19 protein-coding genes and 1 pseudogene are annotated in these 21,910 nt (G+C 70.0%); 11 read left to right on the plus strand and 9 right to left on the minus strand.

Annotation, left to right across the window (positions count from 1 at the left end):
* Nucleotides 1–88 precede the first annotated feature (88 nt).
* Together ABIE67_RS29105 and ABIE67_RS29110 are read right to left on the minus strand one after the other, a co-directional pair.
* Complete coding sequence (locus ABIE67_RS29105) at nucleotides 89–1,702, minus strand: IS1634 family transposase (RefSeq protein ID WP_370251876.1); 1,614 nt, start codon at nucleotides 1,700–1,702, stop codon at nucleotides 89–91.
* 136 nt (nucleotides 1,703–1,838) lie between these two features.
* Complete coding sequence (locus ABIE67_RS29110) at nucleotides 1,839–2,498, minus strand: class I SAM-dependent methyltransferase (RefSeq protein WP_370263789.1); 660 nt, start codon at nucleotides 2,496–2,498, stop codon at nucleotides 1,839–1,841.
* Nucleotides 2,499–2,738: 240 nt separating this feature from the next.
* Here ABIE67_RS29110 and ABIE67_RS29115 point away from each other — a divergent pair, with 240 nt between their 5' ends.
* The 8 genes and pseudogenes from ABIE67_RS29115 (at nucleotide 2,739) to ABIE67_RS29150 (ending at nucleotide 12,819) form a co-directional block, all read left to right on the plus strand.
* Complete coding sequence (locus tag ABIE67_RS29115; protein WP_370263794.1) at nucleotides 2,739–3,959, plus strand: M20 family metallopeptidase; 1,221 nt, start codon at nucleotides 2,739–2,741, stop codon at nucleotides 3,957–3,959.
* Between the two features lie 304 nt (nucleotides 3,960–4,263).
* A pseudogene (locus ABIE67_RS29120) lies at nucleotides 4,264–5,348 on the plus strand (BMP family protein).
* A 444-nt stretch (nucleotides 5,349–5,792) separates the two neighbouring features.
* A complete protein-coding gene (locus ABIE67_RS29125) occupies nucleotides 5,793–6,845 on the plus strand; it encodes a BMP family protein (RefSeq protein ID WP_370263799.1) in 1,053 nt (350 codons plus the stop codon).
* Between the two features lie 220 nt (nucleotides 6,846–7,065).
* A complete protein-coding gene (locus ABIE67_RS29130; RefSeq protein WP_370263804.1) occupies nucleotides 7,066–8,652 on the plus strand; it encodes an ABC transporter ATP-binding protein in 1,587 nt (528 codons plus the stop codon).
* A complete protein-coding gene (locus ABIE67_RS29135; RefSeq protein WP_370263808.1) occupies nucleotides 8,652–9,776 on the plus strand; it encodes an ABC transporter permease in 1,125 nt (374 codons plus the stop codon). Before ABIE67_RS29130 ends, ABIE67_RS29135 begins: the two co-directional genes overlap by 1 nt.
* Nucleotides 9,773–11,038, plus strand: coding sequence for an ABC transporter permease (locus tag ABIE67_RS29140; RefSeq protein WP_370263812.1), 1,266 nt, complete (start codon nucleotides 9,773–9,775; stop codon nucleotides 11,036–11,038). The genes ABIE67_RS29135 and ABIE67_RS29140 overlap by 4 nt, the downstream gene beginning before the upstream one ends.
* A complete protein-coding gene (locus ABIE67_RS29145; RefSeq protein WP_370263815.1) occupies nucleotides 11,035–11,442 on the plus strand; it encodes a cytidine deaminase in 408 nt (135 codons plus the stop codon). The genes ABIE67_RS29140 and ABIE67_RS29145 overlap by 4 nt, the downstream gene beginning before the upstream one ends.
* Before the next feature lie 99 nt (nucleotides 11,443–11,541).
* On the plus strand, nucleotides 11,542–12,819 hold the full coding sequence (locus ABIE67_RS29150; RefSeq protein ID WP_370269052.1) for a thymidine phosphorylase: 1,278 nt from the start codon (nucleotides 11,542–11,544) through the stop codon (nucleotides 12,817–12,819).
* A 74-nt stretch (nucleotides 12,820–12,893) separates the two neighbouring features.
* Here the strand turns inward: ABIE67_RS29150 and ABIE67_RS29155 are convergent, their stop codons facing one another.
* Nucleotides 12,894–13,814 carry an AEC family transporter gene (locus tag ABIE67_RS29155; RefSeq protein WP_370263817.1) on the minus strand — a complete coding sequence of 307 codons (921 nt, stop codon included), beginning with the start codon at nucleotides 13,812–13,814 and terminating at the stop codon, nucleotides 12,894–12,896.
* A 171-nt stretch (nucleotides 13,815–13,985) separates the two neighbouring features.
* On the opposite strand from ABIE67_RS29155, the gene ABIE67_RS29160 reads away from it, so the two are divergent.
* Nucleotides 13,986–14,372 (plus strand): STAS domain-containing protein, encoded by a 387-nt coding sequence (locus ABIE67_RS29160; RefSeq protein WP_370263819.1) that lies wholly within the window; start codon nucleotides 13,986–13,988, stop codon nucleotides 14,370–14,372.
* On the opposite strand, the gene ABIE67_RS29165 is transcribed toward ABIE67_RS29160, so the two are convergent.
* From ABIE67_RS29165 to ABIE67_RS29175, 3 genes are all read right to left on the minus strand, one after another.
* Nucleotides 14,256–15,272, minus strand: a complete 1,017-nt coding sequence (locus ABIE67_RS29165) for a sigma-70 family RNA polymerase sigma factor (protein ID WP_370263821.1) — start codon at nucleotides 15,270–15,272, stop codon at nucleotides 14,256–14,258. The genes ABIE67_RS29160 and ABIE67_RS29165 overlap by 117 nt on opposite strands.
* A 200-nt stretch (nucleotides 15,273–15,472) precedes the next feature.
* Nucleotides 15,473–15,850 carry an ATP-binding protein gene (locus ABIE67_RS29170; RefSeq protein WP_370263826.1) on the minus strand — a complete coding sequence of 126 codons (378 nt, stop codon included), beginning with the start codon at nucleotides 15,848–15,850 and terminating at the stop codon, nucleotides 15,473–15,475.
* A 138-nt stretch (nucleotides 15,851–15,988) separates the two neighbouring features.
* A complete protein-coding gene (locus ABIE67_RS29175; RefSeq protein WP_370263831.1) occupies nucleotides 15,989–17,152 on the minus strand; it encodes an adenosine deaminase in 1,164 nt (387 codons plus the stop codon).
* A 149-nt stretch (nucleotides 17,153–17,301) separates the two neighbouring features.
* Between ABIE67_RS29175 and ABIE67_RS29180 the strand changes: the two genes are divergently transcribed.
* Nucleotides 17,302–18,063, plus strand: a complete 762-nt coding sequence (locus tag ABIE67_RS29180) for an alpha/beta hydrolase (protein ID WP_370263837.1) — start codon at nucleotides 17,302–17,304, stop codon at nucleotides 18,061–18,063.
* A gap of 109 nt (nucleotides 18,064–18,172) precedes the next feature.
* On the opposite strand, the gene ABIE67_RS29185 is transcribed toward ABIE67_RS29180, so the two are convergent.
* Nucleotides 18,173–19,126: a LysR substrate-binding domain-containing protein gene (locus ABIE67_RS29185; protein WP_370263842.1), complete on the minus strand. Its 954-nt coding sequence runs from the start codon at nucleotides 19,124–19,126 to the stop codon at nucleotides 18,173–18,175.
* Between the two features lie 63 nt (nucleotides 19,127–19,189).
* Here ABIE67_RS29185 and ABIE67_RS29190 point away from each other — a divergent pair, with 63 nt between their 5' ends.
* The gene (locus ABIE67_RS29190; protein ID WP_370263847.1) at nucleotides 19,190–20,464 is read left to right on the plus strand and encodes an MFS transporter; all 1,275 of its coding nucleotides are present in this window, start codon (nucleotides 19,190–19,192) and stop codon (nucleotides 20,462–20,464) included.
* 201 nt (nucleotides 20,465–20,665) lie between these two features.
* On the opposite strand, the gene ABIE67_RS29195 is transcribed toward ABIE67_RS29190, so the two are convergent.
* Together ABIE67_RS29195 and ABIE67_RS29200 are read right to left on the minus strand one after the other, a co-directional pair.
* Entirely contained in the window at nucleotides 20,666–20,872 is a 207-nt protein-coding gene (locus tag ABIE67_RS29195) for a PspC domain-containing protein (RefSeq protein WP_234768642.1), read from the minus strand.
* 104 nt (nucleotides 20,873–20,976) lie between these two features.
* Nucleotides 20,977–21,528 (minus strand): VanZ family protein, encoded by a 552-nt coding sequence (locus ABIE67_RS29200; RefSeq protein ID WP_370263851.1) that lies wholly within the window; start codon nucleotides 21,526–21,528, stop codon nucleotides 20,977–20,979.
* Nucleotides 21,529–21,910 lie beyond the last annotated feature (382 nt).

Genomic DNA, 21,910 nt, shown 5'->3' on the forward strand with positions numbered 1-21,910 from the left:
AGGGCGCCGCAGACGAACGGCGGCACGTCGCGGCACCACCAGCGGTGCGCTCAGCGCCGTCTAGCCCCGGACTTCGCGGGTCACCGTTTCAGGTCTGTGGCCAGCGGGTTTGTCCGATGTCGGTGTCGAGTAGGTCGAGGAGGTGGAGTTGGACGCCGCGGGTGATCTGGACGGTGGGCGGGTCGGTGATGTTGCCGATGCGCAGGGTGAGTTCGCCGAGGTGGTAGAAGACCATGCGGCCGGTGGGGCGGACCCGGCGGTTGTCGGGGTAGAGGCCGCTCATGGTCTGCTCGGGGCCGAGCGCGCGTCTGACCTGCCGTTCGATCAGGCAGAAGACGAGCAGGGCCAGGCAGATGACCTGGATCAGGGCGGCAACGCGCCGGTTGTGCTGCACGAAGACCGGCGCGACCGCGAGCGGGCCCTTGAAGTCGTGGTATCTGCGCTCGACCGCGCCCTGGCCCTTGTAGTGGATCAGAGTCTGCCCAGCGTCCGCCTGGTCGGCGGGGACAGACGTCAGCAGTGCGTACCAGCCGTCGACCACGGCTTCCGCCTTCAGCACGCCGGTGTCGAAGTGCCAGGCCAGGACCGGGGTGCCGTCCTCGTTATCGGTGACGGTCCAGCGCAGACAAGAGGTGACACGGCGCTTGGCGGCGATGACACCGATTCGGGCGACGATCTTCTCCCGGGTCTTGTAGTGGCGTCCGCCGGCCGCAGCGGTGAGCTTGTTCAGGTCCTGGGCGGCCTTGGCCAGGCGTTTGTCCCGGGCTGCTTGCTGGCCGGCGGCGTTCGCGGTGGAGTGGACCAGGATCCGTCGCACGGTGAGCACAGGATCGCTCTTGCGGGGCCCGGTCAGGGTGTGGGTGTCCTCCAGCACGCGGTAGGTCTCGCGCCGCTCGGCGGGCTTGCCCGCCTCCCGGTTGGGCGTCCAGTCCACGATGGTGGCCTGCGCGGGATCGAGAGCGGCATAGACCTCGTCCTTGACCTGCGCGGCCGGGGCCGGGGCGATGAACTGGACCCCGGCCGCCAGCAGGGCACGGACGTTGGAGTAGGACACCAGCTTGGAGTCGGCGACCATCAGGAAGTCGCGTTCACCGGCCATGGCCCGCAGGTCCTTCATCGCGCCGACGACCTGGCTGACCTCGGCCGCACCACCGCCGAAGACCCGGGCATGGAGCGGGATGCCGCCGTCGGCCGACACCGCGAGCCCGGCCTGGACCTGCTTCAGATCGAAGCGCCGGTCCTTGGGATGCCCGTAGCCAATGACGGGGAAGTCCTCCTCCTGACCCTCGACCGGGAAGGCCCCGTGCACGGACATGCTGGTCATGTCCCAGTGCATCCGGGCCACATCGATCCCGAACTCACCGATCGCCCGCGCCCCGACCGTGCCCGCGATGTGCTCCAGCTGCGGAGCGATCGCATCCAGTGCCCGGGCCAGACGATCATCGTTGAGCAGAGCGGGCTCGATCCCGAAGACCTCTTCCACTGCCCAGCACCTGGCCCAGTCCTCCACCCGCACCAACGGCGCGGGCGACGTCAGCCGGTTGGCCACCAACGCCTCGATCACCTGCCCGTGCGTCACCAGCGCACTCGCGCCACCAGGACACACCTCGTCGACGATCCCGGCGACATCCAGCCGACGCAGAAACTCGGCAGCGACAGGCAGAGCGCCCAGACGCTTCTCCACCACGGACGTCACCGCCACTTCAAGACGCTGACGCTGAGACCGTGGCCGCGGGGACCGGGAAGTCATCGACACACCCCACCCAACGCCACACCCCCGGCCCAGGACACCCCGGACCGGTCACACCATACGAATCAACGACCCGCGAAGTACGGGTCTAGCCGCCCTTGCGCGCGACGAGAAAGGCGCGGGCCCGCTTCTCCTCGCCCTGGGGCTCCCGCAGCACCCGGGTGACCGGCTGGAGGCCCGCCTCGGCGAGACGCTCGGCGACCGTGTCCGGTGCGCGCCAGTGGTAGTCGAGGTCGATCACCCGCCCGAAGCGCTCGGCGAGGTGCAGGTGCTCGGCCCCGTCGCCGGCCTGGAAGGCCAGCAGGACATGGCCCCCCGGTACCAGGACACGGTGGAACTCGGCGAACACCGTCGGCAGGTGATCGTCCGGGACGTGGATGACCGAGTAGAGGGCGACGATCCCGCCCAGCGTCTCGTTCGGCAGGCCCAGGGACGTCATCGACCCCACATGGAACCGCAGGCCGGGATGGGACCGCCGGGCCAGCTCCACCATGCGGGGCGAGAGATCCACCCCGAACACGGGAACCCCCAGCGCGTCCAGCGCGGCGCTGACATGCCCCGGCCCGCAGCCGATGTCGGCCACCGGCTCGCCGCCGCGTGCCGTCACCAGCTCCGCGAACCCGCCGACCAGGGCTCTGTCCAGCGGATGGACGCCGAGCCAGTCCGAGAACTGCTCCGCGTAGACGTCGGCGATCGTGTCGTACGAGGTTCGGGTGGCCCGTATGAAACGAGGGTTCTCGGCACTCACGGGGTGCAGCCTAACCGCGCTGCGTGACCGAGATCTGCCCGAGTGCGATTCCGTCCGGTGGACAGAACCGCCGGGGATGCGCGGGACGTGGTATGCGTAGAGAAAAGAACTACCTACCCATCTCAACTCACAGCCATGCGTCGAGCGGCCAGGTTTTCTTCCCCTAACGGGTTGAACTTTTGTTGTTCAAGGGCGAGTTGGCCACCCCGGCGTCCTACCCTGTAGAGGGTGAACCAACTGATGTCCAAAGAGTCCGAGGCCGATCACCCCGGGGAAGCCGTCCTTCCCGGCACTTTGCCGGAGGCGCTCCGTGCGGAACTCGTCGCGTTCCGGCGCGACTTGCACATGCACCCGGAGCTCGGCAACCAGGAGTTCCGTACCACCGCCGCGATCAAGGGCCGCCTGGAGAAGGCAGGCCTCCACCCCCGCGTGCTCGACTCCGGAACCGGGCTCATCTGTGACATCGGGGAGGGGCACGGCGAGCGGCCCGTGCTCGCCCTGCGCGCCGACATCGACGGCCTGCCCATCCCGGACACGAAGAGTGAGTGCCCGTACCGCTCCACCGTGCCGGACCGGGCGCACGCCTGCGGCCACGACGTCCACACGACCGTCGTGCTGGGCGCGGGCCTGGTGCTCGCCGAACTGCACAGGCAAGGCCGGCTGCCCCGGCCCGTCCGGCTGCTCTTCCAGCCCGCCGAGGAGGTGCTCCCCGGAGGCGCCCTCGACGCCATCAAGTGCGGGGCGCTCGACGGGGTGGGCCGGATCCTCGCCGTGCACTGCGACCCCAAGGTGGACGCCGGGAAGATCGGCCTGCGCCAGGGCCCGATCACGTCGGCATGTGACCGGCTGGAAATCGCCCTGGACGGCCCCGGCGGCCACACCGCCCGCCCCCACCTGACGACCGACCTGGTCACCGCGGCCGCCCGGGTCGTCACCGACGTGCCCGCGATCGTCGCCCGGCGCGCCGACGCCCGCAGCGGCCTCTCGGTGACCTGGGGGCGGATCGAGTCCGGCCACGCGCCCAATGTCATCCCGCAGCGCGCCGAGCTCTCCGGGACCGTGCGCTGCCTGAACCTCGACACCTGGCGGCAGGCGCCCGACCTCGTCGTCGCCGCCATCGACGAGATCGCGAACCTCCACCGCGCCAAGTCGGAGATCAACTACGTCCGTGGCGTCCCGCCCGTCGTCAACGCCCCGGACGCGACCGAGCTGCTGCGCGGCGCCATGACCGCCCGTCGCGGTGCCGACTCCGTCGAGGGCACCGAGCAGAGCCTCGGCGGCGAGGACTTCTCGTGGTACCTGGAGCAGGTCTCCGGCGCCATGGCCCGCCTCGGCACCCGCCACCCGGGTGACCGCATCGGCCGGGACCTCCACCAGGGTGACTTCGACGTGGACGAGTCCGCCATCACGGTGGGCGTGGAGCTCTTCACCGCGGCCGCGCTCCTCGACGCCGCCGGTTAGCCGGACCGCTCCCTCCGCTTGCGGCCCCGGCGCGGCGGGGGGAGTCTGACCCCATGACGGGCGGTCCTGAGCGCCATCACGGTCATGGCACCCCTGGTACGCGTGGTTACCGGAGTGCGCGGTGCGCGGCGGGTGCAGTCGCCCCATGCGTGCCTTTCGATCCGATGGTTCACAAGGACGTAACCGGGCCATCGGCACGAATGGATAACGGCAAGACGAAACCCCGTTCCCAGGAGTGTCTACGCGCGTTAATGTGCGCCGAACTCAGCACCCACTGCGGGGCTTGGAGAATGGGGACTTCACGATGCGTCGGATATCCAAACTGACCCGTGTCGCGGTGGGGGTCGCGTCGATCGCGCTGGCCGCCACGGCGTGCGGTGGTACCAGCAGCGACAGCAACGGCGCCGGCAGCGACGGCAGCGGTGACACCAAGGGCCTCGCCATCGCGTACGACATCGGCGGCAAGGGCGACCAGTCCTTCAACGACGCCGCGTACGCCGGACTGGAGAAGGCCAAGAAGGAGTTCGGCTACCAGACCGCCGACATCGAGCCCACCGAGGGCGAGACGGACGCCGACAAGGAGCAGCGTCTGGCCTCGCTGGCCAAGCAGGGCTACAACCCGGTGATCGGCGTCGGCTTCGCCTACGGTCCCGCGATGGAGGCCACGGCCAAGAAGTACCCGGACACCACCTTCGGCATCGTCGACTCGGTGGTCCAGGGCGACAACGTCGCCTCCCTCGTCTTCGCCGAGGAGCAGGCCTCGTACCTGGCCGGCGTGGCGGCGGCCAAGGCCACCAAGACCAACACGGTCGGCTTCGTGGGCGGCGTGGACATCCCGCTGATCCACAAGTTCGAGGCCGGCTACAAGCAGGGTGTCCAGGACACCAGCGGCGGCAAGGTCAAGGTCATCTCCCAGTACCTGACGCAGACCGCCGAGGAGGGCGGCTTCTCCAGCCCCGACAAGGGCAAGGCCGCCGCCGAGGGCCAGATCGAGAAGAAGGCCGACGTGATCTACCAGGCGGCCGGTCTGTCCGGGCAGGGTGTCATCGAGGCCGCCGCGAAGGCCAAGGTCTGGGCGATCGGCGTCGACTCCGACCAGTACAAGCAGGCGGCCCTGGCGTCGTACAAGACCTACATCCTCACCTCCGCCCTCAAGGACGTCGGCGGCGCGGTCTACTCGCTGGCCAAGTCCGTCCACGACGGCAAGCCGCTGACCGGCACCCAGACCTTCGACCTGAAGGTCAACGCGTCGGCCTGTCGGAGAAGGTCAACGGCGTCGGCCTGTCGGAGTCCAACCCGGAGTTCGCGAAGATCGCCGGGCTCTCCGAGGCCGTGGCGAAGGCCAAGGAAGGCATCATCGACGGCTCCATCAAGGTCAAGACCGAGTAGTCACGGTCGTACACCTGTGCAGCGGGCGGGCATCCTCGGATGCCCGCCCGCTGTGGCGTTCCCCCGGGTTCGGATCACCCACAGCCATGGACCGTTTGCTGTCGGCAAGCCCTTGGTCAAGGTCTGACGTGCTGTTGGCCACGGGCGCATAACAAGGTGGACAGAAGGGGTTTCCCGGCAGGTCTACGCGCGTTACTCTGCGGCGAAAGCCAGCGCCGTAGCTGTGAAGCTGTCCCGAGCTGTACCGTCCGGCGCTGGGCGAACCCGGAGAAGTGCGGGTGCGCCCCCACGCCGCCCGGCACGCACTCTCGCCGCACCGGCCAAAGGCCCTAGTAGCTCCTCCGCTACGAGGACCTTCGTCCGGCACGCCGAGAGCACGCACCGAACGACGCGGGAACGCACCCGCACGTCTCCGGCCCCGCCAGTACGACAGGAGCTCTACACATGCGCCGGATTTCCCGGATCACGGTCGCAGGCGCAGCGACCGCCTCTCTGGCCCTCGCGCTCTCCGCCTGCGGCGGCACTTCGACCTCGGCCTCATCGTCGGAGTCGAAGGGCGGCAACAAGGGCCTCGCCATCGCGTACGACGTCGGCGGCAAGGGTGACCAGTCCTTCAACGACGCCGCGTACGCGGGCCTGGAGCAGGCGAAGAAGGAGTTCCAGTACGACACCGCCGACGTCGAGCCCACCGAGGGTGAGACGGACGCCGACAAGGAGCAGCGACTGGTGTCGCTGGCCAAGCAGGGTTACGACCCGGTGATCGGCGTCGGCTACGCGTACGCCACCGCCGTGAAGGGTGCCGCGGAGAAGTTCCCCGACACCACCTTCGGTATCGTCGACGACTCCACGGTCGAGTCGAAGAACGTGGCCGACCTGGTCTTCTCCGAGGAGGAGGCCTCGTACCTGGCCGGTGTCGCCGCCGCCAAGAGCACCAAGACGAACACGGTCGGCTTCGTGGGCGGCGTGGACATCCCGCTGATCCACAAGTTCCAGGCCGGCTACGAGCAGGGCGTCAAGGACACCAACCCCAAGGTCAAGGTCCTCTCCCAGTACCTCACGCAGACCGCGGAGGAGGGCGGCTTCGCCAGCCCGGACAAGGGCAAGTCGGCCGCCGAGGGTCAGATCGAGAAGAAGGCCGACGTCGTCTACGCGGCGGCCGGTCTCTCCGGCCAGGGCGTCATCGAGGCCGCCGCCGCCAACAAGGTGTGGGCGATCGGCGTCGACTCCGACCAGTACAAGCAGGAAGCCCTTGCCAAGTACAAGGACTTCATCCTGACGTCGGCGATGAAGGACGTCGCCAAGGCGGTGTACAACCTGGCGCAGTCGGTCGAGGACGGCAAGCCCGGGACCGGTATCGTTCGTGGCGATCTGAAGACCGGCGAGGTGGGCCTGTCGAACTCCAACCCGAAGTTCGCGGACAACACCGAGCTCCAGGACGCCATCAAGACGGCCAAGGAGAAGATCATCAGCGGCGAGATCAAGGTCAAGTCGAGCTGATTGCAGCAACACCCTGAGCAGCGGTAACCCCGGGGTTACGTCCGCTCAACGGGGTACGGGGAGGCTTTCCAAGGGGCCTTCCCCGTGCCCCGTTGGTCGCGGCGCGTCGGCCCCTTTCAGGCCATAGGGGCGCTACGCGCGTAGACGACCCCCGTCCCCAGGAGAGTGCGCCATCAACGCGTCCAGCAGCCCTCCGGCCGGCGCGGCGGTCAACGGTCAGGTGACCGCCGTCGAACTCGCCGGGATCACCAAGCGATTCCCGGGCGTCGTGGCCAACCACGACATCCACCTCACCGTCCGCAAGGGCACCGTCCACGCCCTCGTCGGCGAGAACGGCGCAGGCAAGTCGACCCTGATGAAGATCCTCTACGGCATGCAGAAGCCGGACGAGGGCACCATCGCGATCGACGGCCAACAGGTCAGCTTCTCGTCGCCGGCCGACGCCATCGTCCGCGGCATCGGCATGGTGCACCAGCACTTCATGCTCGCCGACAACCTCACCGTCCTCGAGAACGTCGCGCTGGGCAGCGAGAAGCTGTACGGCATCGGCGCCAAGGCCCGCCGGAAGATCAAGGAGATCTCCGAGCGCTACGGCCTCGGCGTGGAGCCCGACCGCCTCGTCGAGGAACTCGGTGTCGCCGCCCGCCAGCGCGTGGAGATCCTCAAGGTCCTCTACCGCGGCGCCACCACACTGATCCTCGACGAGCCCACGGCCGTCCTGGTGCCGCAGGAGGTCGACGCGCTCTTCGACAACCTGCGCGAACTGAAGGCCGAGGGCCTGTCGGTCATCTTCATCTCCCACAAGCTGGGCGAGGTGCTCTCCGTCGCCGACGAGATCACCGTCATCCGCCGCGGCACCACCGTCGGCACGGCCGTCCCCGCCGAGACGACCCCGCGCCAGCTCGCCGAGATGATGGTGGGCAGCGAGCTGCCGACGCCGGAGACCGCCGAGTCCACGGTCACCGACCGTCCCGTCATCACGGTGGAGAAGCTGCGCCTGGAGGCACCCGGCGGCAAGGCCCTGCTCGACGACATCACCTTCACCATCCACGCGGGCGAGGTCCTGGGCATCGCCGGCGTCGAGGGCAACGGCCAGACCGAACTGGTCGACGCGCTCATCGGCCTCAGGCACGCCGACTCCGGCACGATCAAGCTGATCGACGAGGAGATCACCGGCTGGGTCACCCGCAAGCGCCGCGAGCAGGGCATCGGCTACATCCCCGAGGACCGCCACCGCCACGGCCTGCTCCTGGAGGCCCCCCTCTGGGAGAACCGCATCCTCGGCCACGTCACCGAGAAGCCCAACGCCAAGGGCGTCTGGCTGGACCCGAAGGCCGCGCAGCAGGACACCCGCCGCATCGTCGAGGCCTACGACGTCCGCACCCCCGGCATCGACGTCACCGCCGCCTCCCTGTCCGGCGGCAACCAGCAGAAGCTGATCGTCGGCCGCGAGATGAGCCACAAGCCGCGCTTCCTGATCGCCGCGCACCCCACCCGCGGTGTGGACGTCGGCGCGCAGGCCGCGATCTGGGACCACATCCGTGAGGCCCGCCGCGAGGGCCTGGCCGTGCTGCTGATCTCCGCCGACCTCGACGAGCTGATCGGCCTGTCCGACACCCTCCGCGTGATCTACAACGGCAAGCTGGTCGCCGACGCCGACCCCGCCACCATCACGCCGGAGGAGCTGGGCTCGGCGATGACCGGTGCCGCGACCGGCCACCTGGAACACGACGAGAACGCCGAGCCCGGCGCAGACACCCCCGAGATCCGTAAGTCTCCCGAGGCTCCGGAAGACGAGGCCCGCTGATGAAGAAGTTCGACAAGGAGCGTGTGCTCCTCGCGGTGGCCGGACCGGTCATCGCGCTCGCCGTGGCCTTCGTGCTCAGCGCGATCGTGCTGCTCGCCTCGGGCAAGAGCCCGGTCGAGCCGTACACCCTGATGTTCGAGCAGATCGGCTTCTCCGACATCCAGGTGCTGGTCATCAACCAGGCCTCGATGTACTACATCGCGGCCCTCGCGGTGGCCATCGGCTTCCGGATGAACCTGTTCAACATCGGCGTCGACGGCCAGTACCAGCTCGCCGCCATGATGGCCGCCGTCGTCGGCGCCCACGTGGACCTGCCGGCCGCGATCCAGATCCCGCTGCTGCTCCTCACCGCCGTCTGCACCGGCGCCTTCTGGTCCGGTATCGCCGGTGTCCTCAAGGTCACCCGCGGGGTCAGCGAGGTCGTCGCGACGATCATGCTCAACGCGATCGCGACCTCCGTCATCGCCTACCTGTGGCTGCCCGACGTCTTCGGCGTCAAGGTCGGCAACAACAACACCACCGGCGAGATGCACGAGTCCGGCTGGGTGCCCGGCATCAACATGGGCGACGCCGGCGAGATCTACGGCCTGGTCTTCCTCGCCGTGCTGCTCGGCATCGCCTACTGGGTCGTCCTCAACCGCACCCGGTTCGGCTTCGACCTGCGCGCCTCCGGCGCCTCGGAGTCCGCCGCCGCGGCCAGCGGTGTCGACCCCAAGCGCATGGTGCTCACCGCCATGCTGATCTCCGGCGGCATCGCGGGCCTCGCCGGTCTGCCGATCCTGCTCGGCGACACCCACACCTACAGCCTGAACTTCCCCACCGGCATCGGCTTCCTCGGCATCGGCATCGCCCTGCTCGGCCGCAACAGCCCCGTCGGCATCGCGTTCGCCGCCCTCCTGTGGGCCTGGCTCGACAAGGCGTCGCCCGAGCTGGACTTCCACGGGTACGACAAGGAGATCGCGGTCATCATGCAGGGCCTGATCGTGCTCTCGGTCGTCGTCTCCTACGAGGCCGTACGCGAGTGGGGCCTGCGCCGCCAGCAGCGCCGGGTCGGCGCGGAACTGGCCGCCGGTCACGTCCTCGGCGCCGACAACAACACCACGAAGGAGGTGGCTGGCCGATGACCACCGCGACCGACGTCAACCAGCCCACGCTGCAGCCCGCGGCACCGACGGGCCGCCGCCTGTCGTGGTCCGTCCTGCTGCTGGTCATCGCCGGAGCCCTGGCGCTGACCTCGATCGTCCGCATCATCACCGGCGCCGACGGCATCACCAACGTCAGCCAGATGTCCACCGCGCTCCAGCTCGCCGTGCCGATCGGCCTCGCGGGTCTCGGCGGTCTGTGGGCCGAGCGGGCGGGCGTCGTCAACATCGGCCTCGAAGGCATGATGATCCTCGGTACCTGGTTCGGTGCCTGGGCCGGCTTCCAGTGGGGCCCGTGGACCGGTGTCGTCGTCGGCATCATCGGCGGCTGCATCGGCGGCATCCTGCACGCCATCGCCACCGTCACGTTCCGGGTCAACCACATCGTCTCCGGTGTGGCGATCAACATCCTCGCCCTCGGTATCACCCGCTACCTCGCGCCCCTCGCCTTCGAGGGCCACGCGGGCGGCTCCGCCAAGCAGTCCCCGGCGGTCGACTCCCTCGGCAACTTCACCGTGCCGGGCCTGTCCGACGGGCTGCGGGACCTGAACAACCACGGCTGGTTCTTCATCTCCGACATCGCCGGTCTGCTCGGCGGTCTGGTCACCAACGTCTCCTGGCTGACCCTGATCGCCATCGCGCTGATCCCCGCCACCTGGTGGATCCTCTGGCGCACCGCCTTCGGTCTGCGGCTGCGCTCCTGCGGTGAGAACCCGGTCGCGGCCGAGTCCCTCGGCGTGAACGTCTACAAGTACAAGTACATCGCCGTGATCATCTCCGGCGGCCTGGCCGGCCTCGGTGGCGTCTTCCTGTCCATCGTCGCCAACCCCTTCTACCTGGAGGGCCAGGTCAGCGGCCGCGGCTACATCGGCCTCGCCGCGATGATCTTCGGCAACTGGATGCCGGGCGGCCTCGCCCTCGGCGCCGGCCTGTTCGGCTACACCGACAGCCTCAACCTGCGCGGCGGCTCGACGAACGTCCACGCCCTGCTGCTGCTCGGCGCGCTCCTGCTGATCATCGGCGCCATCTGGCTGGTGATCCGCAAGAAGTACGCCCCGTCGATGATCACCGCGGTGATCGGCGCCCTGGTGTACACCTGGTACGCCACCACCAACGAGGTCCCGAACCAGGTCGTCTCCGCCACGCCGTACGTCGTCACCCTCGTCGTCCTCACGCTGTCCGCGCAACGTCTGCGGATGCCGAAGGCGGACGGCCTGCCGTACAAGAAGGGCCAGGGCAAGTGACCTCGGCCGCCTCCCACGACGTCGACTGGGACAAGCTGCGCGCGGCGGCCCGGGACGCCATGTCCCGCGCCTACGCCCCGTACTCCGGCTACCCGGTCGGCGTCGCGGCCCTCGTCGACGACGGCCGTACGATCACCGGCTGCAACGTGGAGAACGCGTCGTACGGCCTCGCCCTGTGCGCCGAGTGCGGGCTGGTCTCCGAGCTGCAGAACTCGGGGGGTGGCCGGCTGACGCACTTCACGTGCGTGGACGGCAAGGGCGACATCCTCGTCCCGTGCGGCCGCTGCCGTCAGCTGCTGTACGAGTTCGGCGGCCCGGAACTGCTCCTGGAAACCCCGGCGGGCATCCTGCCGCTCTCGGAGATGCTGCCGCAGGCCTTCGGGCCGGGCCACCTCCGCAAGTAAGTCGTCACCCCCGTGCGGCCCCTCCGAGTTGCTCCACGCGACCGGCTCGGAGGGGCCGTACGACTTCTGGAACCCTCGGAAGGAAGCCAAGCCATGGCCATGGACGCCATCTCCGTCATCCGCACCAAGCGGGACCGCGGTGAGCTCAGCGACGAACAGATCGACTGGGTCATCGACGCGTACACCCGCGGGGAGGTCGCCGACGAGCAGATGTCCGCGCTCGCCATGGCGATCCTGCTCAACGGCATGAACCGCCGGGAGATCGCCCGCTGGACGGCCGCGATGATCGCCTCCGGCGAGCGCATGGACTTCTCGTCCCTGTCCCGCCCGACGGCCGACAAGCACTCGACGGGCGGCGTCGGCGACAAGATCACGCTTCCGCTCGCTCCCCTCGTGGCGGCCTGCGGTGCCGCCGTCCCCCAGCTGTCGGGCCGCGGCCTCGGCCACACCGGCGGCACGCTGGACAAGCTCGAGTCGATCCCCGGCTGGCGCGCCCTCCTCTCCAACGAGGAGATGCTGAACGTCCTGGACACGACCGGCGCGGTGATCTGCGCGGCGGGCGACGGCCTGGCCCCGGCGGACAAGAAGCTGTACGCGCTCCGGGACGTCACCGGCACGGTCGAGGCGATCCCGCTGATCGCCTCCTCGATCATGTCGAAGAAGATCGCGGAGGGTACCGGCTCGCTGGTCCTGGACGTGAAGGTCGGCACGGGCGCCTTCATGAAGACCATCGAGGACGCGCGCGAGCTGGCCTCCACGATGGTGGGCCTGGGCACGGACCACGGCGTGAAGACGGTCGCGCTCCTCACTGACATGTCCACCCCGCTCGGCCTCACGGCGGGCAACGCCCTTGAGGTCCGCGAGTCGGTCGAGGTCCTCGCGGGCGGCGGCCCCTCCGACGTGGTCGAGCTGACGATCGCCCTGGCCCGCGAAATGCTGGACGCGGCGGGCGTGAAGGACGCCGACCCGGCCAAGGCCCTGGCCGACGGCTCGGCCATGGACGTCTGGCGGCGCATGATCGCGGCCCAGGGCGGCGACCCGGACGCGGAACTGCCGGTCGCCCGCGAGCAGCACGTGATCAAGGCCCCGTCCTCCGGTGTCCTGACCCGCCTCGACGCCTACGACATCGGCGTCGCCGCCTGGCGCCTCGGCGCCGGGCGCGCCCGCAAGGAGGACCCGGTGCAGGCCGGCGCGGGCATCGAACTGCACGCCAAGCCGGGCGACACGGTCACCGAGGGCCAGCCCCTGCTGACCCTCCACACGGACACCCCGGAGCGCTTCGAGTACGCGCTCCAGTCGGTGGAGGGTTCGTACGACATCGCGGCGGCGGGGACGGACTTCACGGCTTCGCCGGTGGTGCTGGAACGTATCGCCTGAAGCGGCTGAACGCACGACGGGCCGGGGCCTTCGGGTTCCCGGCCCTCGGCGTACCCACTCGGCTCCCGCCCGGGTCAGCCGAGGAGCGTGGCGACGACCACCAGCACCGGAACCGAGATCACCGTCGACATGAGGATCGAGTCCCGGGCCAACCGCTCGCCCACCCGGTAGCTCGACGCGTACGTGTACAGGTTCTGCGCGGCAGGCAGTGCCGACGTCACCACCACGTCCAGCAGCGGAGCGCCCCGCAGGCCGAACACGCCCGCCGCCAGCGCCCAGGCCGCCGCCGGCTGGCCCACCGACTTGAGGGCGACCGAGAGGAACACCGGCTGACGGTCCGGCCCCCGGCCCGGCATCGTGCTGCCGCACAGGGAGATGCCGAAGGCCAGCAGGACCGCGGGGACCGACATGCCGCCGATCAGGGTCAGGGGGTCCAGGACGGGGGCGGGAATCCGCAGTCCCGTCGCCGACACCGCCACGCCCGCCAGTGAGCCCAGCGCGATCGGATTGCGGAGCGGCGTCAGGAGGCGGCGCCACAAGGGGCCCTTCTCACCCTCGCCGGACAGGTCGAGGATCGTCAGGGCGATCGGGGTGACCCCGATCAGCTGGAACAGCAGCACCGGCGCGACCAGTGACGCGTCGCCCAGGACGTACACCGCGATCGGGATGCCGAGGTTGCCGGAGTTGACGTAGCTGGAGCACAGCGCGCCGATCGTGGTGCGGCCCACGCCCCAGCGCCGCACGACACCGACGGCGACGAAGACACCGGCCGCGGCGGCCGTGCTCAGGGCCGTGACCAGGAGGCGGCTGGAGAAGATCACCGCGAGGTCGGTCTGTGCGAGCGTGGTGAACAGCAGGGCCGGGGACGCCACATGGAAGGCCAGCTTGGTGAGGACCTCACGGCCGTGGGCGCCGAGGTGGCCGCGCAGGCCGATCACATAACCCACCCCGATGACGACCGCGATCACCGCGAACCCCGTCAGCACTCCCTGCACGGCGCCTCCATGGCGGGGAGGAAACCGCAGGGTATTCGGGGAGGTGCTGATACGTGGGGCATACAGCCAACCCTCCGGGGAAGGAGGGCGGCGGGTCAACGTGATCTCGGTCGGCGGACACCGCGCGCAAGCGCGATGAGCAGCGGAAACCGCCTCCCGGCTACCGGCCCGATGAGTTACGCCCGTCCGCCCGGTCTACCGATCGTGGATGCCATGACACCCGCTGTACTCGTGCTCGCCGGCCCCGTCACCCGGGAAGAGGTGGCCGGGCTGTGCGACGACGTGCGGGCACGGCTGGAGGCCACCGGGGCGAGAGTCGTGGTGTGTGATGTCGGAGGGCTCGGGCCGCCGGGACTGGGCGTCGTGGACCTGCTGGCGCGGCTGCAGCTCGCCGCCCGGCGGGCCGGGGGCCGGATACGGCTGCGCGACCCGGACCCCGCGCTACACGCCCTCCTCGACCTGGTCGGCCTCCGCTTCGAGGTGGAGGGGGAGGTCGAACAGCGGGAACCAGCGCTTGGTGTCGAGGAAGCAGTGGAACCCGGTGATCCGGCCGTCTGAGATCTCCAGCACCTGCACCGCCCACGGGGTGAAGCCGCCCGCCTCCGGGTCCGGCTTGTACTGGGCGAACCCCGGCAGCCCGTTGACCTGCACCGGCACCAGCCGCGACCCCGCGCAGGGGGCGCCGAGCGTCGTCATGAAGCCCGTGATGTCGTCGACGCCGGTCAGCCACAGGTCGAACGGCGGCATCGTCATGATGGCGTCCTCGTGCAGCAGGGCCGTGAGCGCCGTCATGTCATAGCCCTCGAAGGCCGCGACATATCGCTCCAGGAGCTTCTGCTGCTCCTCGTCCAGCGGATCCGAGGCGACGGCGTCGGTGCCCGGCTGCTGCTGCTCGGCGAGCGTCGCACGCGCCCGCTGCAGCGCGCTGTTGACCGACGCGACCGTCGTGCCGAGCAGCTCGGCGACCTCGCTCGCCTTCCAGGCCAGCACCTCGCGCAGGATCAGCACCGCCCGCTGCTTGGGCGGCAACTGCTGCAGGGCCGCCATGAAGGCGAGCCGCACCGACTCCTTGGCGACCGCCGCCTCCGCCGGGTCGTCGGTCGTGGGCAGCACCCGGCTGTCCGGCATCGGCTCCAGCCAGGTGTGGTCCGGCCGGGGCGACAGCGCCGCCTGGGCCAGCGGCGTCGACTCCGTGAGGTCCATGGGCCTCGCCCGTTTGTTGCCCGCGGTCAGCATGTCCAGGCACACGTTCGTCGCGATGCGGTAGAGCCACGACCGGAGACTGGAGCGCCCCTCGAACTTGTCGTAACTCCGCCAGGCGCGCACCATCGTGTCCTGCACCGCGTCCTCGGCCTCGAAGGACGAACCGAGCATGCGGTAGCAGTACCCGGTCAGTTCGACGCGGTGTTTCTCCAGCCTGACGTCGAGGTCCGTTGTCGTCGCCGTGCCGTCGCTCATCGTCCACCCACCCCTGTGGCCGTAACCCGTCGTGCGCCTCGTCGCGCCCAACACTTCGGAAGCTACCGCAGCCCACTGACAATGGCCCCCGGAGCGGACAAAGCAGCAGGTCGGAAACGCCCGGGACGGGACGGACACGCCGCTGGGGCGCACCCGTGTTCCAAGGGTGCGCCCCAGCGGCGTGGTGCGGGCGAGGCGGATCAGGCGACCGGAAGGCCGTTCAGCGGCAGGCCCTGGGTGGGCAGGCCCTGCACCGGCAGACCGCCGAGCAGCCCTTCGGCCAGGGCGGTCGGGCCCCCGGCCAGCGCCTGCTCCGCGGCCGGCTGCGCGGCGGCCACGCCCGAGGTGAGCGCCTCCTGCCCCTGGGCAAGGCCCGCACCCCCCTGGGCCAGCCCCGCACCGGCGGCGGGACCCGCCTGGGAGAGCTGCTCGGCCGGGAGCGCGCTGGTGACGGTGCCCAGCGCCGCGCCCGCGGCGTCCGGGGTGACCGGAGCGGCGTTCGCGGCACCCGCGCCCGCGGCGGCGAAGGCGGCACCGAGAGCGGCGACACCGAGGGTCTTGGCAGCAGACTGCTTCATGAAAGTAAGTCCTCGAAATTCGTTACGGGGTGGTGAGCGGTTCTCGACCGTAAACACGCCCCGCACGCCACCGCAAACATCGAAATGCGGACGGATTGTGAATGGCGTCCGCATTCCGTGTGCGCGGAGGATCCCCGGTCAGCCCTCCTCGGCCTCAGAACCGCTGGTAGAGCTGGTCTGCCGGAACAGCCATTCGGACTTGAGTTCGGCATATCCCGGCTTGATCACGTCATTGATCATCGCGAGTCGTTCATCGAAAGGAATGAACGATGATTTCATCGCATTGACGGAGAACCACTGCATGTCGTCGAGCGTGTAACCGAACGCGTCGACAAGATGCTCGAATTCCCGGCTCATGCTGGTGTGGGACATGAGGCGGTTGTCGGTGTTCACGGTGGCCCGGAAGTGCAGTCGGCGCAGCAGGCCGATGGGGTGGTCCGCGTACGACTCGGCGGCGCCCGTCTGGAGGTTGGAGCTGGGGCACAGCTCCAACGGGATGCGCTTGTCCCGTACGTACGAGGCGAGCCGGCCCAGCTTCACCGAGCCGTCGGCGTGCACCTGGATGTCGTCGATGATGCGCACCCCGTGCCCGAGCCGGTCGGCGCCGCACCACTGCAGGGCCTGCCAGATGGACGGCAGGCCGAACGCCTCGCCCGCGTGGATGGTGAAGTGGTTGTTCTCCCGCTTGAGGTACTCGAAGGCGTCCAGATGCCGGGTCGGCGGGTGGCCGGCCTCGGCGCCCGCGATGTCGAAGCCGACGACGCCCAGATCGCGGTAGCGGTTGGCGAGTTCGGCGATCTCCAGCGCGCGGGCGGCGTGCCGCATCGCGGTGAGCAGGGCGCCCACGCGGATGCGGTGGCCGTTCTCCCGCGCGATCCGCTCGCCCTCCCGGAAGCCCTCGTTGACGGCCTCGACGACCTCTTCGAGGCTGAGCCCGCCTTCGAGGTGCTGTTCGGGCGCGTAGCGGACCTCGGCGTAGACGACACCGTCCTCCGCGAGGTCCTCGGCGCACTCGCGCGCGACCCGGACCAGGGCGTCGCGGGTCTGCATCACGCCGACGGTGTGGGAGAAGGTCTCCAGATACCGCTCCAGAGACCCGGAGTCGGCGGCCTCGTGGAACCACACGCCGAGCTTGTCGGGGTCGGTCTCGGGGAGTTGGGAGTAGCCCACCGCGTGGGCGAGCTCGACGATCGTGCCGGGGCGGAGCCCGCCGTCGAGGTGGTCGTGCAGCAGAACCTTCGGCGCCCGGCGGATCTGGTCCGAACTCGGGATGTTCGCCTTCTGGGCAGTCTGGCTCGTCATTTCCGCACTCTAACGCCTACGCGCGTAGAGGTACCGTTTCATCGCTGGTTCCGCCGCTCGTCTCGTTTTGCGCTTTACACATCCGTCGATACGTAACGGTGACCCCACGGACGGGTCGCGTACACCCGCGCTTCTGACACTGTTCTGTCATGGCACAGCAAGCGACGCCGGTGCGCAGGGTCCGGCTGGGCAAGGCGATCGGGCCGGAGCCGACAGCGGTGAGCGGAGTGGTACTTCTGCTTCCCGGAGGTGACGAAGTATCACATCGCAAGCCGGCGACCTTGTTGGCGACCTCCTATGTGCGGACCCTGGGCCGCCGGCTGATGCGGGCCGGGCGGGCGGAGGGTCTGGCCACGCATGTCGTCCACTACCGCTTTCGCGGGTGGAACGGCAGCGACGCGAACCAGGTGAGCGACGCGTTGTGGGCCGCCGACGAGGTCGTACGGCGCTACGGGGACGTCCCCGTGTGCCTCGCCGGGGTCGACATGGGCGGGCGGGCAGCGCTGCGGGCCGGTGGTCACGAGGCCGTCAACTCCGTGCTGGCCATGGCTCCCTGGCTGCCGGAGGAGGACGTGGCGGCCTCACCCGAACCGGTGAAGCAGCTCGGGGGGCGGCGGGTGATGATCGTGCACGGCACGAACGACGAGCGCACCGATCCCGAGCTGTCGTTCCGGCTGGCGGCGCGGGCGAAGAAGGCGAACCGGGATGTGTGCCGGTTCGAAGTGCACTCCGATCGGCACGGGTTGCAGCAGCACCGGGACGAAGTCCTTTCGCTGGCCGAGGACTTCGTGATGGGGGTGCTGTTCGGGAGGGCGTTCTCGCGGCCTGTCGCCGACGCGTTCGCCGCTCCGCCTCCCTTGGGGTTGCGGATGCCGTTGGCTGCGGGGTTCGGTAAGTCGTTGCGGCGGTAGCGCCGTTGGGGTGGCTGTCTCGTCGGCGGGTGCGGGTTGTTTGTGGCTGGTCGCGCCCACGCGGCGGAGCCGCATATCGATACAGCCCCGCGCCCCTGGGGCGCTGCCGCTAGGTGGGCAGCAAGTTGCCCCTTCTCGACAGCAAGAAGCGCTTGAAGGCCGCCACCGGCGGTGTGTCCGGGCGGTCGGCCATCCATGCCACGCCGATTTCCCGTGCCGCTCTCGGGGCTGTGACCGTCAGTTCCGCGACCCCCGGGCGGGGGACGGCCGGTGGGGGCAGGAGGGCGACTCCCAGGCCCGCTGCCACCAGCCCGCGCAGCGTCTCCGCCTCCTCGCCCTCGAAGGCGATGCGGGGTTTGAAGCCGGCCTCCTGGCAGAGGTCGTCGGTGATGCGGCGTAGGCCGTAGCCGGGCTCCAGGGTTACGAAGGTCTCGTCGGAGGCTTCCGCCAGGCGGATGCGTTTGCGGGCGGCCAGGCGGTGGTCGGCGGGGACGACCAGGCGGAGTTTCTGTTCGTCCAGGCGGCGGGCGACCAGGTCGGGGGCGTCCGGGACGGGGGACGTCAGGCACAGGTCGAGTTCGCCCGCCCGGAGGCGTTCGATCATGGCCTCGCCGTAGTTCTGGACCAGGCTGAAGCGGACGCGGGGGTGGTCGGCGCGGAAGGCGTGCAGGAGACCGGGGACCGTTTCCGCGCCCATGGTGTGCAGGAAGCCGAAGGCGACCTTGCCGGTGGCCGGGTCGGCGTCGGCGCGGACCTCGTCGGCGGCGCGCGCGATCTCGGCGAGGGCGCGCTCGACCGAGGTGAGGAAGGTGCGGCCGGCGTGGGTGAGGGAGACCGTACGGCCGTGGCGGGCGAACAGGTCGACGCCCAGGTCCTGTTCCAGTCGGACCATGGCCCGCGAGAGCGTGGACTGCGGGACCCGCATCTCCTGCGCGGCCCGGGTGACGTGCTCGGTGCGGGCCACGCCGGCGAAGTGGGCGAGGCGTGGGGCGAGCAACATCGCCATGTCTTCTGTGTCACTGGATGGTGACAGGCGAGGCTGTGAGCTGTACTGATGCATCATGGGAACGATTATGGCCAATCCATGCATTGGACGGAACGGTGGGGGCGTACGTAGCTTCGAAGCATGTCTCCCGCCAGTACCGGGGCGTCCACCACCGTGGGCGCCGCACCCGTAGTCCCTGTCGTCGACTCCCGTATGGCCCCGGGCGGCCCCGGCTACCGCCGGATGAGCTTCGCCCTCTTCCTCGCCGGCGTCGCGACCTTCGCGCTCCTCTACTCCACGCAGGCCCTCCTGCCGCTGATCTCCGGTGAGTTCGGGGTGGCGGCGAGTGAGGCGAGCTGGACGGTGGCGGCCGCGACGGGCGGTCTGGCGCTGTTCGTGCTCCCCATGAGCGCGCTGTCGGAGCGGTTCGGACGCCGTACGGTCATGACCGCCTCGCTGGCGGTCGCGGTGACCGTCGGGCTGCTGGTGCCCTTCGCCCCGAACCTGACCGCCCTGGTCGTGTTGCGGGCCGTTCAGGGAGCCGCGCTGGCCGGTCTGCCGGCATCGGCGACGGCCTACCTGGCCGAGGAGGTCCGGCCGAAGGCGCTGGTCACGGCCATCGGCCTGTTCGTCGCGGGCAACAGCGTCGGCGGTATGAGCGGCCGGGTCATCACCGGCTGGGTCGCCCAGGAGTGGGGCTGGCGGGTCGCCATCGGGGTGATCGGCGTGATCGCGGTCGCGTGCGCCGTGGCCTTCCGGCTGCTGCTCCCGGCACCGCGCCACTTCAAGCCGGGCTCGCTGCGGCCGCGGGTGCTCGCGCGCACGGTGCGTGACCACCTCGCCAACCCGCTGCTGTGCCGCCTCTACGCCATCGGCGCCCTGTTCATGACGATCTTCGGCGGCGTGTACACGGTGATCGGCTACCGCCTGACGGAGGCGCCGTTCTCGCTGCCGCAGGGCATCATCGGCTCGATCTTCCTGGTGTACCTGGTCGGCACGGTGTCCGCATCGACCGCTGGGCGCCTGGTGGGCCGTCTGGGCCGCCGGGGCGCGCTGTACGCGGCGGGCGGGACCACGGCCGCGGGTCTGCTGCTCTCCCTGGCGGGTTCCCTCCCGCTGGTCCTGCTCGGCCTGGTCCTGATCACCGGCGGCTTCTTCGCGGGGCACGCCGTGGCGTCCTCGGCGGTCAGCAAGACGGCCACACAGGGCCGCGCCCAGGCCTCGGCGCTGTACCAGTCCGCCTACTACATCGGCTCCAGCGCGGGCAGCACGGTCGGCGCGATCGCCTTCCACGCGGGCGGCTGGGCCGGGACCGTCGGGGTCGGCCTGCTGGCGGTCCTCGGTGTCGTGACGATCACGGTCTTCGGGACGCGGGCGGCGCGGCTGCAGCGGCGGCAGTTGGCTACGGCTGCCTGAGCCGGTCGGGGCCCGCTGTGACCGGTTGTGGCTCTTCGTGGCCGGTCGTGGCTGGTGGTGGCCGGCCGTCGCATCGGCATCTGCTCATGTCAGTGAAGCAGCTGGTCTGAGGCTGAGGGGGCGGGGGCCTGTACAGCAGTGCGCCCCGCCGGGGGGATGGCGGGGCGCACTGGATCTCGTTGGTTACCAGGATCTCGTGGGTTACCAGGCTGCGCGTGTCTTTGCCTTGTCCTCCGAGGGCAGCAGGATCCAGAGGGCTATGTAGAGGAGGAATTGCGGACCCGGGAGCAGGCAGGAGATCAGGAAGATCACGCGCATGGTCGTCGCGGAGGTGCCGAAGCGCCGTGCCAGCGCGGCGCACACTCCGCCGATCATGCGGCCGTGGGTGGGTCGGGCGAGCGCGGTCATCATGCGGCTCCTTCGCGAGCGTCGGTCGGCCCCTTGTGGGGCCTCGTGAGGGGTTTCCTCAACTGACATCCACGCTACGGCGACGAACCGGGCAAAGCGTCACTCTATGGGGCTATGCCGACCCTGGGAATCGTCGGGGTACGACCCTGAGGGAGCTCATCCTGGGGGACGGTCGTCCGGTGTGTGCGCTCGGACCTGCGGCGGAGCCAGGCGCGGGTGGCCGGGACGACGGTGGCGTGCGCCAGGCCCACGCCCACGGTGTTCAGCAGCAGAGAGTCGACGTCGACGATCTGGCCCGGTACGCCGGTCTGCAGCAGCTCGATGCCCAGTGAGATCAGGGCGCCGGCGGCGACCGTGCGGACCAGGGAGCCGAGTGGGGAGGCGTTGATTCTGCCGTGCGCCATCGGGATCAGCACGCCTAGCGGTGCGAGCAGCGCGAGCCCCTCCACGATGTGCCGGGCGGCCTCCTGCCAGCTCAGCGCCAGGTCGGCTCTGATGCCGGCGAAGGGCTGCAGGTTGGGCGGCATCACCCAGGGGACGTCCAGGGGGCGCAGCGTGAGCCAGGCGACGAACGCGAGGTGCGCGACCAGGAGGACGCCTCCCGTCGCACGGATGCGGATCGCGGCGCTGCCGCCGATGGAGCCTTGACGCTGCACGCCCCCCTAGACGCGCCCCCCGGCAGGATCGGTTCCGGGAGGGGGCTTACTGGAGTGAGGCGTCTGCCACAGGTGCCTGCGGCGGTTGGGTGGGGGGTGCCTGCGGCGGCCTGTTGCGGTGGGTGGGGGCTGGTCGCGCCCACGCGGCGGTAGCCGCACATTCGACACAGCCCCGCGCTCCTGAGGGGTCTGCGGCGGCCTGTTGGTGTCCGGTGGGGGTGCGTGTAGCGCGTGCGGGTTCGTTGTGGGTCGGGGACGCGTCGGGGGGGGTGTCCGTCCTCGGTCCGGTGGTGGGCCTTGCGCGGGAGGTGCCGTTTCTTGACACCGGACTCTGCGGGCGGACACCCCTCGACGCGTCCCCTTGCCGCCGTGGGCGGCTGCG

Origin of the sequence: Streptomyces sp. V4I8 (assembly GCF_041261225.1) — a bacterium.
Classification (GTDB): domain Bacteria; phylum Actinomycetota; class Actinomycetes; order Streptomycetales; family Streptomycetaceae; genus Streptomyces.

Excerpts from the sequence above, each read along its gene's own strand:
- ABIE67_RS29170 (WP_370263826.1), bottom strand. The coding sequence starts at position 15,850 with ATGAAGCAGTCTGCTGCCAAGACCCTCGGTGTCGCCGCTCTCGGTGCC.
- ABIE67_RS29195 (WP_234768642.1), bottom strand. The coding sequence starts at position 20,872 with ATGACCGCGCTCGCCCGACCCACCCACGGCCGCATGATCGGCGGAGTG.
- ABIE67_RS29165 (WP_370263821.1), bottom strand. The coding sequence starts at position 15,272 with ATGAGCGACGGCACGGCGACGACAACGGACCTCGACGTCAGGCTGGAG.
- ABIE67_RS29185 (WP_370263842.1), bottom strand. The coding sequence starts at position 19,126 with ATGATGCATCAGTACAGCTCACAGCCTCGCCTGTCACCATCCAGTGAC.
- ABIE67_RS29175 (WP_370263831.1), bottom strand. The coding sequence starts at position 17,152 with ATGACGAGCCAGACTGCCCAGAAGGCGAACATCCCGAGTTCGGACCAG.
- ABIE67_RS29135 (WP_370263808.1), top strand. The coding sequence starts at position 8,652 with ATGAAGAAGTTCGACAAGGAGCGTGTGCTCCTCGCGGTGGCCGGACCG.
- ABIE67_RS29150 (WP_370269052.1), top strand. The coding sequence starts at position 11,542 with ATGGACGCCATCTCCGTCATCCGCACCAAGCGGGACCGCGGTGAGCTC.
- ABIE67_RS29190 (WP_370263847.1), top strand. The coding sequence starts at position 19,190 with ATGTCTCCCGCCAGTACCGGGGCGTCCACCACCGTGGGCGCCGCACCC.
- ABIE67_RS29140 (WP_370263812.1), top strand. The coding sequence starts at position 9,773 with ATGACCACCGCGACCGACGTCAACCAGCCCACGCTGCAGCCCGCGGCA.
- ABIE67_RS29180 (WP_370263837.1), top strand. The coding sequence starts at position 17,302 with ATGGCACAGCAAGCGACGCCGGTGCGCAGGGTCCGGCTGGGCAAGGCG.
- ABIE67_RS29115 (WP_370263794.1), top strand. The coding sequence starts at position 2,739 with ATGTCCAAAGAGTCCGAGGCCGATCACCCCGGGGAAGCCGTCCTTCCC.
- ABIE67_RS29125 (WP_370263799.1), top strand. The coding sequence starts at position 5,793 with ATGCGCCGGATTTCCCGGATCACGGTCGCAGGCGCAGCGACCGCCTCT.
- ABIE67_RS29160 (WP_370263819.1), top strand. The coding sequence starts at position 13,986 with ATGAGTTACGCCCGTCCGCCCGGTCTACCGATCGTGGATGCCATGACA.